The organism is Streptomyces sp. NPDC056452, assembly GCF_042796085.1.
In the GTDB taxonomy this organism is placed as follows: domain Bacteria; phylum Actinomycetota; class Actinomycetes; order Streptomycetales; family Streptomycetaceae; genus Streptomyces.
Genome location: NZ_JBHTRI010000001.1, coordinates 284,478 through 297,762 on the forward strand (window position 1 = coordinate 284,478; position 13,285 = coordinate 297,762).

A 13,285-nucleotide genomic window follows, 5' to 3' on the forward strand; every position below is an offset into this window, starting at 1 on the left:
CCGTGATCATGACGACGGGTACAGCGGCACACGGCGAAGACTTCTCCACCCTCGCGGACGGCACCGCCGTCCGGCGCTGGACCCTGGAGCGGGACGGCACGCGGGTGCGTGTGCTGACGTACGGCGCCGTCGTGCAGTCGGTGGAGGTGCCCGGCCGGGACGGCACCCGGGCCGGGGTGGCCCTCGGGCTGCCGGACGTCGCGGACTACGAGAAGTACACCAGTCCCTACTTCGGCGCCCTGGTCGGGCGGTACGCGAACCGGATCGGGGGCGCCTCCTTCGTACTCGACGGGCAGTCGCACCGGGTGACGCCGAACGAGGGCCGCAACCATGTCCACGGCGGGACGTGCGGCTTCGACAAGCGGGTGTGGGACGCCGAGGAGGTACCGGACGGTGTGCGGCTCTCCCTGGTCGCGGAGGACGGCGAGGAGGGCTTCCCGGGCCGGCTGGCGGTCTCGGTGACGTACACCCTGGACGAGGGCGGGGCGCTGCGGATCGCCTACCGGGCGACGACGGACGCGCCGACCGTGGTGAACCTGACGAATCACACGTACTGGAATCTGGCCGGCGCGGACAGCGGGAGCGCTCTCGGGCACGAGCTGCGGCTCGCGGCCGCGCGGATCACGCCGTCGGACGCCGAGTCCATTCCGACGGGCGAGTTCGCTCCGGTGGACGGGACCCGGTACGACTTCCGGGAGCCGAAGCCGGTCGGCCCGGAGTACGACACCAACTACGTGCTCGACGAGACCGGTGAGGAGCCGGTCGCCGAGCTGTACGACGCCGCCTCGGGGCGTCTGCTGACGGTCCGTACGACGGAGCCGGGTCTCCAGCTGTACACGGCCGACCACTTCGAGGGGCGGCCGTTCGTGCCGTGCGCCGGGATCGCGCTGGAGACGCAGCACTTCCCCGACTCCCCCAACCGTCCTGAGTTCCCGAGCACGGTGCTGCGGCCGGGCGAGGTGTTCGAGTCCACGACGGTGTACGGCTTCTCTGTGCGCTGACACCGACTCCACCGCGACGGCACCTGCGTCAACACCGGTTCAGGCACACCGAGCTCTTCCGCCGACGCCGCCGGGAGCGGCTCAGCGTGCCAGGCCCAGGGTGACGCCGAGGCCGACCAGGACCGAGCCGATCGTGCGGTTGAGGGCCTTCTGGCGGCGCAGCATCGCGGTGCGCAGGTGTGAGTGGGAGAAGAACAGGGCCACCAGGCCGAACCACCCGAGGTGGGCGAGCGACATGAACAGCCCGTAGCCCGCCTGCTGCCACAGGGCCGTGTCCGGCCCTACGACCTGGGTGAAGGTGGACACGACGAAGAGCGTGGTCTTGGGGTTCAGCACGTTGGTGAGGAAGCCGGTGCGCAGGGCCCCGAGTCCGCTCAGGCTCCGCTTCTCGCCCAGGTCGACGGTGAGGTCGCCGCGGTCGAGGAAGGTGCGTACGCCGATGTAGACGAGGTAGGCGGCGCCTGCCAGCTTGATCGCGGTGAACAGGGCGGTGGACGAGGCGATCAGCAGGCCGACGCCGAGCATGGTGTACGTGACGTGGACCAGGACGCCCGCGGCGACTCCGGTGGCCGCGAGCAGGCCGGTGGGACGGCCGTAGAGGTAGCTGTTGCGGACGACCATCGCGAAGTCCGCGCCCGGGCTGATGACCGCGAGCAGGGTGATGAGGGCGACGGCAAGCATCTCGGCCATGGCAGGCGCTCCTCAGTCCTTGTGAAGGGTGTACGGCGACGGGGCGGGGTCCTGGGCAGGGGGCGCCGTGAGGTCGCGGGCCAGCATCGTGGCCCCGGCGACGGCTCCGGGCATCAGGAGGACGGCGACGAACGGGACCAGGAAGGACAGGGCGAGCGGGACACCGAAGCCGAGCACCAGCATGCGGCGCCCGCGCAGCATCGTGAGCCGGTCCTTCAGGACCATGCCCCGGCGCTGGAGTGCCACGGCGGTGAGCTCCTGGGCGAGGAAGTAGCCGGTGACGCAGAACCCCAGGGCGGGGACCACCGTCTGCCCGACGACCGGAATGAATCCGAGGGCGAAGAGCAGCACCCCGTACAGCGCGACGCGCAGCAGGATGCGTACGGAGTCGCCGGCGGAGATCCACAGCTCTCGCCAGAGCGGCAGCCCGGACTCGGGCACCTCGCCGCCCTCGCTGCGGTCGACCTCTTCGGAGAGCGACTCGTAGAACGGCTGGCCGACCAGGAGGGTCACCGCGGTGAAGGTGATGACCGCCAGGAACAGCCCGAGGACGAAGACCAGGACGACCAGGGTGTTCCGCAGCAGCCCCAGCCACGGCGAGGACCAGTCGTCGGCGAAGGGCGTGGCCCAGGCGACGAAGTCGTCGGCGCCGTAACCGAGTCCGATGAGTGCGCCCACGTACACGACGAGGGTGACGAGGCCGGGCAGGAGACCGAATCCGAACCACCGGCCGTGCCCGAAGGCCCAGCGTTGTCCCTTTATCAAGTAGCCGAAACCCGCCCCGAGATCACTCATATGCGTCAGCGTACTTGCGCGAACCATTGACACTGCCCCGGGCCCGTCATTACCGTCACGCCAGCATTTCGAACGAGTGACGAAATATCGAACAGTCGAGAGGTAACAGCCGTGCGTATCACCGGAATCAGCACGCATGTCGTCGGCACGCCCTGGCGCAACCTCACCTATGTCCAGGTCCACACCGACGAGGGCCTCACCGGGGTCGGGGAGACGCGGATGCTGGGGCGCACGGATGCGCTGGTCGGCTATCTGCACGAGGCCTCGGCCAATCACATCACGGGGTCCGACCCGTTCGCGGTGGAGGACCTCGTGCGCCGCATGAAGTACGGCGACTACGGGCGGGCCGGCGAGATCGTGATGTCCGGCATCGCGGTCGTCGAGATGGCCTGCTGGGACATCAAGGGCAAGGCCCTCGGGGTCCCGGTCTGGCAGCTGCTCGGCGGTAAGGTCACCGACCGGGTCAAGGCGTACGCGAACGGCTGGTACACCACCGAGCGCACCCCCGAGGCGTACCACAAGGCGGCGCAGGCGGTCGTGGAGCGCGGCTACCGGGCCCTGAAGATCGACCCCTTCGGTACGGGGCACTTCGAGCTCGGCCAGGAGGAGACCCGGTACGCGGTGTCCCTCATCGAGGCCGTACGGGACGCCATCGGGCCCGACACCGAACTGATGCTGGAGATGCACGGGCGGTTCAGCCCGTCGACGGCGGTGCGGATCGCCCACGAGATGGCGCCCTTTAAGCCTGCCTGGCTGGAGGAGCCTGTACCGCCGGAGAACCTCAAGGCGCTCAGCAAGGTGGCGGAGAAGGTCGACCTGCCGATCGCGACCGGTGAACGCATCCACGACCGGATCGAGTTCCGTGAGCTCTTCGAGTCGCAGGCCGCCGACATCATCCAGCCGGACGTCGGCCACATCGGCGGCATCCTGGAGGCCCGCAAGCTCGCCGCGACCGCCGAGACCCACTACACGCTGATCGCCCCGCACAACGTGGGCGGCTCCGTGCTGACGGCGGCCAGTCTCCAGCTGGCGGGCTGCACGCCCAACTTCAAGATCCTCGAGCACTTCAACGACTTCGCGGACGCCGACATCAAGAAGGTCGTCAAGGGCGCACCGCACGTCGATCCCGCCACCGGCTGTTTCGAACTCTCCCACGCCCCGGGACTCGGCGTGGAGCTGGATGTGGACGCCGCCGCCGAGTTCCCGCAGCAGCAGGCGCGGTTCGACCTGTGGGCCGACGGCTGGGAGAAGAGGCAGCCCAAGTGACCTCGCTCTCGCGTTCGTTGACCATCGAGCGGCCCGGCAGCCACCGGCTCTCCGAGGGGCCGCTCCCGGAGCCGGGTCCCGGCGAGGTCCGGGTGCGGGTGGCCGCTGCCGGAATCTGCATGAGCGACCGCGAGGTGTACGACGGCCACCGGGACCCGGCCTATGTGCGCTATCCGCTGGTGCCCGGTCACGAATGGTCGGGGACCGTCGACGCCGTGGGCGAGGGTGCCGATCCCGCGCTGCTCGGGCGGCGCACGGTCGCCGAGGGCTTCCGGGCCTGCGGGCGCTGCGAGCGGTGCCGGTACGGGGAGACCTCCCTGTGCACGGCCGGGTACGACGAGACGGGGTTCACCCGGCCCGGCGCCTTCGCCGACCACGTGGTGGTCCCGGCCCGGCTGCTGCACCTGCTCTCCGACGACGCCGACCTGCGGGCCGCGGCCCTGCTGGAGCCCGCCGCGGTGATCGCGGCGGGGGTGCGGGCCGGAGCTCCGGAGCCCGGTGAGCGGATCGCGGTGCTGGGGGCGGGGACGCTGGGGCTGCTCGCGGTCCAGCTGCTGGCGGCGGTGTCGCCCTCGGAGCTGACCGTGATCGACCCGCGGGAGGGACGGGCCTCCCTGGCACTGGACTTCGGGGCGGGCGAGGCCCGTACCCCGAAGGAGGCGATGGAGATACGGGGCCGCTACGACCTGGTCGTGGAGACCGCCGGCGCCCCGTCCACCGCGGCCGACGCGTGTCTGCTCGCACGGCGTGGCGGGCGGGTGGTGCTCACCGGGATGTTCACCCCCGGAGCCGTGGGCATCGATCCGGTGCACCTGTCGCTGAGCCAGCTCACCGTGCGCAGTGTCTTCGGGGCGCCGTCGTCCGCCTGGTCGTACGCGGTGCGGGCGTTCACCGCCGGGCTGCTCGATCCGGCGCCGCTGATCACCCATGAGTTCCCGCTGGAGCGGTTCGCCGAGGCGGTGGCGCTGGTCGGCGCCGGGGGCCCGGAGACCGGGAAGGTGCTGCTGCGCCCGTGACGGGTCCGCCCTGAGTTGCTCCGCACCCGTGCGTACCGGCGCACACCCCATGATCCGAACTTCGTCCGAAATACCGAACATGAAGGACCAGTCGTGAACGACGTCTCAGTCTCTTCCCCTGGTGCCATCGGCCCCCGCCGTCCCGGCGACGCCGTACTCACCGCGCTCGGACTCGGCGCCGCGCCCCTGTCCCCCGCCGACGCCTCCCCGCACTCCTTCCCCGACGGCGGGAGCTGGCGCACCGAGGTGCCGTCCGTCGAGGGTCCGGAGGCCCTCGGTGTCGTCCTGAAGGAGTCCGCCCGTCTCGACGTCCCTGTGCACCGCATCAGCCAGGGCAGCGGCATCTGGATGCTGACGGACGCGGAGATCACCGAGATGGTGGAGGGCTGCGCCGAACGCGACATCGAGCTCTGCCTGTTCACCGGCCCGCGCGGCACCTGGGACACCGGCGCCTCGGTCCGCACCGACTCCGGTGGCGCAGGGCTGCGCTCCCGTGGCCACGACGCCCTCGCCGGCTGTGTCGAGGATGCCCTGCGCGCCACCGCGCTGGGCGTCACCTGCCTGCTCGTGGCCGACGAGGGGGTCCTGTGGACCCTGCACCGGATGCGCGAGCAGGGCCTCCTGCCGGCCGGTACCACCTTCAAGGTGTCGGCACTGATCGGACCGGTGAATCCCGCCTCGTACTCCGTGTTCGAGCAGCTCGGCGCCGACTCGATCAACATCCCGTCCGATCTCTCGCTCGCCCAGTTCACCGAGATCCGCCGGGTCTCCCGGGCCCCGATGGACCTCTACATCGAGGCGCCGGACGACCTCGGCGGCTACGTGCGGATGTACGAGGTCGCCGAACTGATCCGGCGCGGCGCGCCCCTGTACCTGAAGTTCGGCCTCTCGAAGTCGCCCGGGATCTACCCGTACGGCCAGCACCTGCGGGAGCTGGCGCTGGCCACCGCCAAGGAGCGGGTGCGGCGCGGTCGGCTCGCACTGGACCTGCTCGCGCGGCACGGGGCGGACGGGGACATGGCTCCGCTCGGCACCCGGATGCCGGGCCCGCTCAACCGGTTCGGCATCTCGTCGTAACGTTCCGGAGAATTTTCCACAAAAGAAGACACGGCCACACACAATCCCACACATCAATTCTCGGTCCCTTTGCCCTCAGCTTGCTGGGCGTACCGGCACCACCGGACCGAGCCCGGACCCACATCAAGGATGATGACTATGCGCAACCGCAGAGCCGCACTCGCCGCCATAGCCTCCGCTGCCTCCCTCGCCCTCACTCTGACCGCCTGCGGCCAGGGCGGCGACGGCGGCAGCAAGGAGGACAAGAGTGGCTCCGACGGCGCCACCATCGGCGTCGCCATGCCGACCAAGTCTTCCGAGCGCTGGATCTCCGACGGCGCCAACGTCGAGAAGGAGCTGAAGGCCAAGGGCTACAAGACCAAGCTCGTCTACGGCGAGGACGACCCGGACCAGCAGGTCTCGCAGATCGAGAACATGATCACGCAGGGCGTGGACGCCCTGATCATCGCCGCGATCGACAACAAGTCCCTCGGCAACGTGCTGCAGCAGGCCAAAGACGCCGACATCCCGGTGATCTCCTACGACCGGCTGATCCTCGGCACGGAGAACGTCGACTACTACGCCTCGTTCGACAACGAGAAGGTCGGCGAGCTGCAGGGCACGTACATCGTGGACAAGCTCGGTCTGAAGGACGGCAAGAAGGGCCCCTTCAACATCGAGCTGTTCGCCGGCTCCAACGACGACAACAACACCAAGTACTTCTTCAACGGCGCGATGAAGGTCCTCAAGCCGTACATGGACAAGGGCGAGCTGGTCGTCCAGTCCAAGCAGACCGCCCTCAACCAGGTGACCACCCTGCGCTGGGACGGCGGCACCGCCCAGAAGCGCATGGACGACCTGCTGACGTCCGGCTACCGCAGCGCCCGGATCGACGCGGTGCTCTCGCCGTACGACGGCATCTCCGTCGGCATCCTCTCCGCCCTGAAGTCGGACGGCTACGGCACCAAGGCCAAGCCCGTGCCGGTGGTCACGGGTCAGGACGCGGAACTCGCCTCCGTGAAGTCGATCATCGCGGGTGAACAGACCCAGACCGTCTACAAGGACCTGCGCAAGCTCGCCAAGGTCGCCTCGGCCATGGTCGACGCCGCCCTGAACGACAAGAAGCCCGAGACCAACGACACCAAGTCCTACGACAACGGCGTCAAGGTCGTCCCCGCCTTCCTGCTGCAGCCGGTCAGCGTCGACAAGTCCAACTACAAGGAAGCCCTCATAGACGACGGCTACTACACCGAGAACGACCTCAAGTAACCGGGCCCCTCAAGGATTGGAAGACAAGACCATGGCGGGACCCGTCCTGGACATGCGCTCGATCGTCAAGACCTTTCCCGGTGTCAAAGCGCTCTCGGACGTCACGCTGACTGTCCGTCAGGGCGAGGTCCACGCCATCTGCGGAGAGAACGGCGCCGGCAAGTCGACCCTGATGAAGGTGCTCTCCGGTGTCCATCCGCACGGCAGCTACGAAGGGGACGTCCTCTTCGAGAGCGAGACCTGCCGGTTCAAGGACATCCGGGCGAGCGAACAGCACGGCATCGTGATCATCCACCAGGAGCTGGCGCTGGTGCCGTACCTCTCCATCGCGGAGAACATCTTCCTCGGCAACGAGCACGCCAAGCGCGGACTGATCAACTGGAACGACACCCTCAGGCATGCTGGCGAACTGCTGCGCCGGGTCGGTCTCGACGAGCACCCGGAAACCCGTGTCGCCGACATCGGCGTCGGCAAGCAGCAACTGGTGGAGATAGCCAAGGCACTGTCGAAGAAGGTGAAGCTGCTCATCCTCGACGAGCCGACGGCGGCGCTCAACGACGAGGACAGCGGCAAACTCCTCGACCTGATCCTCCAGCTGAAGGAACAGGGCATGACCTCGATCATCATCTCGCACAAGCTGAACGAGATCCGCCGGGTCGCCGACTCGGTCACGATCATCCGCGACGGGCGCTCCATCGAGACGCTCGACGTGAAGGCTGCGGAGACGACCGAGGACCGGATCATCAGCGGGATGGTCGGCCGCGAGCTGGAGAACCGCTTCCCGGAGCGGACCCCGCACCACCCGGAGGAGGGGACCGCTCCCGCCCTGGAGATCCGCAACTGGACCGTGCACCACCCCATCGACCAGCACCGGAAGGTCGTCGACGACGTCTCGATCGACGTGCGGCGCGGCGAGATAGTCGGTATTGCCGGGCTCATGGGCGCCGGCCGCACCGAGCTGGCGATGAGCGTCTTCGGCCGCTCCTACGGCCGGTACGCGGGCGGCACCGTCCTCAGGGACGGCACCGAGATCCGCACGAAGTCCGTCCCAGAGGCGGTCAAGCACGGCATCGCGTACGCCACCGAGGACCGCAAGCACTACGGCCTCAACCTCATCGACACCATCAACCGGAACATCTCGCTGACCGCACTGGGCAAGGTCGCCAAGCGGGGTGTGGTCGACGAGCACGGGGAACGGCAGGTGGCCGAGGGCTTCCGCAAGTCCATGAACATCAAGGCGCCGACCGTCTTCGAGCCGGTGGGCAAGCTGTCCGGCGGCAACCAGCAGAAGGTCGTCCTCAGCAAGTGGATCTTCGCGGGTCCCGAGGTGCTGATCCTGGACGAGCCCACTCGCGGCATCGACGTGGGCGCCAAGTACGAGATCTACACGGTCATCGACCGGCTGGCCGCCCAGGGCAAGGCGGTCATCTTCATATCCTCCGAACTGCCGGAGCTGCTCGGCATGTGCGACCGCATCTACACGATGGCCGCGGGACGGCTGACGGGTGAGTTCTCGCGAGCCGAGGCCTCGCAGGAAGCGCTGATGCGTCAGATGACGAAGGACAAAGAGGTAACCCGATGAGCACGGACGTGACCGCCAGGACCCCGGCCCCCGCGCCGCCCGGCAGAGGCGGTTCGGCCTCCGACGACAGTCTGCTGCAGCTGATACTCGGCGGCATGCGCCGCAACATGCGCCAGTACGGCATGCTGATGGCTCTCGGCCTGATCGTGGTGCTGTTCGCGGTGTGGTCGAACGGCGACCTGCTGCTGCCGCGCAACGTCTCCAACCTGGTACTGCAGAACAGCTACATCCTGATCCTCGCGATCGGCATGATGCTCGTCATCATCGCGGGCCACATCGACCTCTCGGTCGGCTCACTGACCGCCTTCATCGGCGCGATGGCCGCCGTACTGATGGTCGAACACCATCTCCCCTGGCCACTCGCGGTGGTGCTGTGCCTGGCCATCGGAGCCGTAGCGGGCGCGGTGCAGGGGTTCTTCATCGCCTACCTCGGCATACCGTCGTTCATCGTGACCCTCGCGGGCATGCTGCTCTTCCGCGGTCTGACGGAGATCTTCCTGAAGGGCCAGACCCTCGGCCCCTTCCCGAAGGGCATGCAGAAGATCGCCAACGGGTTCCTGCCCGAGGTCGGCCCCACCACCAACTATCACAACCTCACCCTGCTGCTGGGCCTCGCCCTGATCGTCTTCGTGGTGTTCCAGGAGGTCCGCGACCGCAAGCGCCAGCAGGAGTTCGCCCTCGACGTGCCGCCGGCCAAGCTGTTCCTGCTGAAACTGGTCGCCCTGGTCTCGGCCGTCCTCACTGTCACGCTGCTGCTCGCCAGCTACAAGGGCGCCCCCGTCGTGCTGCTCATCCTCGGCGGGCTGGTCGTCGGGTTCGGCTACCTGATGCGCAACGCGATCATCGGCCGCCACATCTACGCCATCGGCGGCAACCTGCCCGCGGCCAAGCTGTCGGGCGTGAGGGACAAGAAGGTCACCTTCCTGGTCTTCCTGAACATGGGCATGCTCGCGGCCCTGGCGGGTCTGGTCTTCGCCGCCCGCTTCAACGCGGCCTCGCCCAAGGCGGGCCTCAACTTCGAGCTGGAGGCCATCGCCGCCTCGTTCATCGGCGGCGCGTCGATGAGTGGCGGCGTCGGCACGGTCCTCGGCGCGATCATCGGTGGCGTGGTCCTGGGTGTGCTGAACAACGGCATGAACCTCGTCGGTATCGGCACCGACTACCAGCAGGTCATCAAGGGCTTCGTCCTGCTGGCCGCGGTCGGCTTCGACGTCTGGAACAAGCGCAAGGTCGGTTCGTAACACCCCTTCTGATAACAGGAGTTGTTCAATGACCGGAACCAGCAGACGCACCGTCCTCGCGGCCACGGCCGCTGCCGGGCTGGCCGTGGCGGCGGGCGCCCCCGCCGCCCACGCCACGACGGCCGGACGCACCCCGACCAGGGAACCGTTCGGCACGCTCGCCGACGGTACGAAGGTGTACCGCTGGACGCTCTCCAACGGAGGGACCCGGCTGAGGGTCCTTTCGTACGGAGGGGTCGTCCAGTCGCTCGAGGTCCCCGACCGGCGGGGCCGTACGGCGAACGTCTCGCTCGGCTTCGACAACCTCGCGGACTACGCGGCGAAGTCCCCGTACTTCGGCGGTCTGATCGGGCGGTACGGCAACCGCATCGCGGAGGGCCGGTTCACCCTCGACGGTGTGACGCACCAACTGCCCGTCAACGACGGGCCGAACAGCCTGCACGGCGGCGACCGGGGCTTCGACAAGCGGGTCTGGGACGTCGAGCCGTTCACCGCGCACGGTGAGGTCGGCCTGGTCCTGAGCCGGACCAGCCCGGACGGCGAGGCGGGCTACCCGGGGACGCTCTCCGTCCGTGTCGTCTACACCCTGACGGCGCGCGGGGAGTGGCGGATCGACTACTCCGCCACCACCGACCGGGCCACCGTCCTCAACCTCACCAGCCACACCTACTTCAATCTGGCGGGCGAGGGCAGCGGAAGCATCGACGGCCACGTCCTGGAGCTGGCCGCCTCGCGCTACACCCCGGTGGGCGCGACCCTCATCCCGACCGGCGAACTCGCGAAGGTCGCCCGTACGCCCTTCGACTTCCGGCGGGCCGGGGTGATCGGCGAGGCCGTACGCACGCCGCACGAGCAGATCGGATACGGACAGGGCATCGACCACAACTACGTACTGGACAAGGGGCTCACGAGCCGCCCCGAGTACGCGCTGACGGTCACCGAACCGGGCTCGGGCCGGGTGATGAAGATGTACACGACGGAGCCGGGCATGCAGTTCTACACCGGCAACTTCCTCGACGGCACGCTGACCGGGACCTCGGGACGGGTCTACCGCCAGGGCGACGCGTTCTGCCTGGAGTCCCAGCACTTCCCGGACTCCCCCAACCAGCCGTCGTTCCCCTCGACGGTGCTGCGTCCCGGTGACACCTACCGTTCGACGACGGTCCACGCGTTCTCGACGCGCTGAGCACGGCCCCCTGGAGCGGCGCCCCCGGCGGGGCGCCGCTCCTCGCTGTCAGGCCAGCCGGATCATGTTCCAGGACATCGGTTCCAGGGTGGCCCGGAGCGTGCCGTCTGCGAGCACGGTGCCCTCGGCGGCGTGCGGGGCGACCCGCTCGGGCTCGGCGAGGGTGTTGCGGGCCTCCGGGTCCGCGTCGGCGACGACCAGGTGCTCGTCGACCTGCTCCAGGTCCAGTCCCGCCAGGGCCACTTCGAGGGGCAGGGCGGTGTCCTGGCTGCGGTTGACCGCGAAGACGGTGACCGACCCGGAGCCGGGGTCGCGCACGGCGGTGGCGTGCAGCAGATCCGCCTCGCCGTACTTCGCCGTCGCGTACGTGGGTGAGTCGACCCGTACGTCCAGGACCTGGCCCCGCCCGTACCGCGCGGCCTGGGCGAAGGGGAAGAAGGTCGTCTGGCGCCAGGCGGGACCGCCGGGCTCGGTCATGATCGGAGCGATCACGTTGACCAGCTGGGCGAGGCAGGCGACGGTGACCCGGTCGGCGTGGCGCAGCAGCGCGATGAGGAGGCTGCCGAAGACGACGGCGTCCGTGACGCTGTAGTTGTCCTCCAGCAGCCGTGGGGCCTCGGGCCAGTCGAGCGGGTTGTCCGCCGCGTCCTGCTGGAAGCGGGCCATGTACCAGACGTTCCACTCGTCGAAGGAGAGGTTGATCTTCTTCGTCGACTTGAGGCGGGCGCCGACGTGGTCGCAGGTGGCGACGACGCTCTCGATGAAGGACTCCATGTCCACGGCCGAGGCGAGGAAGGAGCCGCGGTCGCCGTCGGTCTCCTCGTAGTAGGCGTGCAGGGAGACGTAGTCGACGAGGTCGTACGTCTCGGCGAGCACCGTCGCCTCCCATGCGGCGAACGTCGGCATGGAGCGGCTGGAGGAGCCGCAGGCGACGAGTTCGACGGACGGGTCGATCTGGCGCATCGCGCGGGCCGTCTCGGCGGCGAGGCGCCCGTACTCCTCCGCGGTCTTGTGGCCGGTCTGCCAGGGGCCGTCCATCTCGTTGCCCAGGCACCACAGCTTGATCCCGAAGGGGTCCTTGTCGCCGTGCGCGATGCGGCGGTCGGACAGTTCGGTGCCGGCCGGGTGGTTGGCGTACTCCTGGAGCTGGATGGCTTCCTGGACGCCGCGGGTGCCGAGGTTGACGGCGAGCATCGGCTCGGCCTGCGGGCCTATCTTCCGGAGGAAGCCGATGTACTCGGAGAGGCCGAAGCGGTTCGTCTCGGTGGAGCGCCAGGCCAGGTCGAGGCGGCGGGGACGCTCGTCGACGGGGCCGACGCTGTCCTCCCAGCGGTAGCCGGACACGAAGTTGCCGCCCGGGTACCGGATGGCGGTGACGCCGAGCTCGCGGACGAGGTCCAGGACGTCGGTGCGCAGCCCGGCCTCGTCCGCGGACGGGTGGCCCGGTTCGTGGATGCCGTCGTAGACGCAGCGGCCGAGGTGTTCGACGAAGGATCCGAAGAGCCGGGGGTCGACCTCGCCGACGGTGAAGGCGGGGTCGAGGGTGAAGCGCGCGGTGCGGGTCATGACTTCCTCACGGGTCGACCGGTCATGTTCGATATATCGAATGCTGCTCGTAACTTCGAACGGACCGTAGGGTCCAAGCTCCGCGAAGGTCAATGCCCTTGCGCGTTTTCACGGCCGGACACGGCCGAGGGCCGCACCCCTGTCACGGGATGCGGCCCTCGGTCGTACGCGCGGTGCCCTGGTCAGGCGACGGACAGCTCGACCTTGATGTTGCCGCGGGTGGCGTTCGAGTACGGGCACACCTGGTGCGCCTTCTCGATGAGCGACTGGGCGGTGGCCCGGTCGACGTTCGGGATGGAGGCGGTGATCGCCACCTCCAGGCCGAAGCCGCCCGCTCCGGTCTTGCCGATGGAGACCGACGCGGTCACCGTCGAGCCGGTGATGTCGGCCTTCTCCTTGCGGGCGACCACACCGAGCGCGCCCTGGAAGCAGGCGCTGTAGCCGGCCGCGAAGAGCTGCTCGGGGTTGGTGCCCGCGCCGCTGCCGCCCATCGCCTTCGGCGGGTTGACGACGACGTCGAGGTTGCCGTCGTCGGAGGAGACGCGGCCGTCACGGCCGTTCTCAGCGGTGGCGACAGCGGTGTAGGCCACGTCTATGTGCTCAATGGTCATACGGGG

General features: G+C 68.9%; 12 protein-coding genes. 8 read left to right on the plus strand and 4 right to left on the minus strand.

The features are described from left to right. The first annotated feature begins 8 nt into the window (after positions 1-8). Positions 9-1,001, plus strand: coding sequence for an aldose epimerase family protein (locus tag ACFQ6X_RS01315; RefSeq protein ID WP_383174080.1), 993 nt, complete (start codon positions 9-11; stop codon positions 999-1,001). Positions 1,002-1,082: 81 nt separating this feature from the next. Here ACFQ6X_RS01315 and ACFQ6X_RS01320 read toward each other — a convergent pair whose 3' ends face one another. Next, positions 1,083-1,691 carry a LysE family translocator gene (locus tag ACFQ6X_RS01320; RefSeq protein WP_383174084.1) on the minus strand — a complete coding sequence of 203 codons (609 nt, stop codon included), beginning with the start codon at positions 1,689-1,691 and terminating at the stop codon, positions 1,083-1,085. Between the two features lie 12 nt (positions 1,692-1,703). Continuing rightward, positions 1,704-2,486 carry an EI24 domain-containing protein gene (locus ACFQ6X_RS01325; RefSeq protein ID WP_383174087.1) on the minus strand — a complete coding sequence of 261 codons (783 nt, stop codon included), beginning with the start codon at positions 2,484-2,486 and terminating at the stop codon, positions 1,704-1,706. A 111-nt stretch (positions 2,487-2,597) separates the two neighbouring features. Between ACFQ6X_RS01325 and ACFQ6X_RS01330 the strand changes: the two genes are divergently transcribed. The 7 genes from ACFQ6X_RS01330 (at position 2,598) to ACFQ6X_RS01360 (ending at position 11,102) form a co-directional block, all read left to right on the plus strand. Beyond that, positions 2,598-3,752, plus strand: a complete 1,155-nt coding sequence (locus ACFQ6X_RS01330; protein ID WP_383174090.1) for a mandelate racemase/muconate lactonizing enzyme family protein — start codon at positions 2,598-2,600, stop codon at positions 3,750-3,752. After that, positions 3,749-4,768 carry a zinc-binding dehydrogenase gene (locus tag ACFQ6X_RS01335; protein WP_383174093.1) on the plus strand — a complete coding sequence of 340 codons (1,020 nt, stop codon included), beginning with the start codon at positions 3,749-3,751 and terminating at the stop codon, positions 4,766-4,768. The genes ACFQ6X_RS01330 and ACFQ6X_RS01335 overlap by 4 nt, the downstream gene beginning before the upstream one ends. A gap of 93 nt (positions 4,769-4,861) precedes the next feature. Then, positions 4,862-5,845 (plus strand): hypothetical protein, encoded by a 984-nt coding sequence (locus ACFQ6X_RS01340; protein WP_383174096.1) that lies wholly within the window; start codon positions 4,862-4,864, stop codon positions 5,843-5,845. Positions 5,846-5,983: 138 nt separating this feature from the next. After that, complete coding sequence (gene chvE, locus ACFQ6X_RS01345; protein ID WP_383174099.1) at positions 5,984-7,093, plus strand: multiple monosaccharide ABC transporter substrate-binding protein; 1,110 nt, start codon at positions 5,984-5,986, stop codon at positions 7,091-7,093. 31 nt (positions 7,094-7,124) lie between these two features. Further along, positions 7,125-8,675, plus strand: coding sequence for a multiple monosaccharide ABC transporter ATP-binding protein (mmsA, locus tag ACFQ6X_RS01350; protein ID WP_383174102.1), 1,551 nt, complete (start codon positions 7,125-7,127; stop codon positions 8,673-8,675). Next, a complete protein-coding gene (gene mmsB / locus ACFQ6X_RS01355) occupies positions 8,672-9,916 on the plus strand; it encodes a multiple monosaccharide ABC transporter permease (RefSeq protein ID WP_383174105.1) in 1,245 nt (414 codons plus the stop codon). Before mmsA ends, mmsB begins: the two co-directional genes overlap by 4 nt. A 28-nt stretch (positions 9,917-9,944) precedes the next feature. Continuing rightward, entirely contained in the window at positions 9,945-11,102 is a 1,158-nt protein-coding gene (locus tag ACFQ6X_RS01360) for an aldose epimerase family protein (RefSeq protein WP_383174108.1), read from the plus strand. Between the two features lie 48 nt (positions 11,103-11,150). Here ACFQ6X_RS01360 and ACFQ6X_RS01365 read toward each other — a convergent pair whose 3' ends face one another. Both ACFQ6X_RS01365 and ACFQ6X_RS01370 read right to left on the minus strand, forming a co-directional pair. Beyond that, a complete protein-coding gene (locus ACFQ6X_RS01365; RefSeq protein WP_383174111.1) occupies positions 11,151-12,668 on the minus strand; it encodes an alpha-N-arabinofuranosidase in 1,518 nt (505 codons plus the stop codon). A 182-nt stretch (positions 12,669-12,850) separates the two neighbouring features. Beyond that, positions 12,851-13,279 carry an organic hydroperoxide resistance protein gene (locus tag ACFQ6X_RS01370; RefSeq protein WP_383174114.1) on the minus strand — a complete coding sequence of 143 codons (429 nt, stop codon included), beginning with the start codon at positions 13,277-13,279 and terminating at the stop codon, positions 12,851-12,853. Positions 13,280-13,285 lie beyond the last annotated feature (6 nt).

What these genes read in the sequence shown, in the direction of transcription:
- ACFQ6X_RS01360 (WP_383174108.1), top strand. Translation starts at nt 9,945, where the DNA reads ATGACCGGAACCAGCAGACGCACCGTCCTCGCGGCCACGGCCGCTGCC.
- mmsA (WP_383174102.1), top strand. Translation starts at nt 7,125, where the DNA reads ATGGCGGGACCCGTCCTGGACATGCGCTCGATCGTCAAGACCTTTCCC.
- ACFQ6X_RS01365 (WP_383174111.1), bottom strand. Translation starts at nt 12,668, where the DNA reads ATGACCCGCACCGCGCGCTTCACCCTCGACCCCGCCTTCACCGTCGGC.
- chvE (WP_383174099.1), top strand. Translation starts at nt 5,984, where the DNA reads ATGCGCAACCGCAGAGCCGCACTCGCCGCCATAGCCTCCGCTGCCTCC.
- mmsB (WP_383174105.1), top strand. Translation starts at nt 8,672, where the DNA reads ATGAGCACGGACGTGACCGCCAGGACCCCGGCCCCCGCGCCGCCCGGC.
- ACFQ6X_RS01320 (WP_383174084.1), bottom strand. Translation starts at nt 1,691, where the DNA reads ATGGCCGAGATGCTTGCCGTCGCCCTCATCACCCTGCTCGCGGTCATC.
- ACFQ6X_RS01370 (WP_383174114.1), bottom strand. Translation starts at nt 13,279, where the DNA reads ATGACCATTGAGCACATAGACGTGGCCTACACCGCTGTCGCCACCGCT.
- ACFQ6X_RS01325 (WP_383174087.1), bottom strand. Translation starts at nt 2,486, where the DNA reads ATGAGTGATCTCGGGGCGGGTTTCGGCTACTTGATAAAGGGACAACGC.
- ACFQ6X_RS01315 (WP_383174080.1), top strand. Translation starts at nt 9, where the DNA reads ATGACGACGGGTACAGCGGCACACGGCGAAGACTTCTCCACCCTCGCG.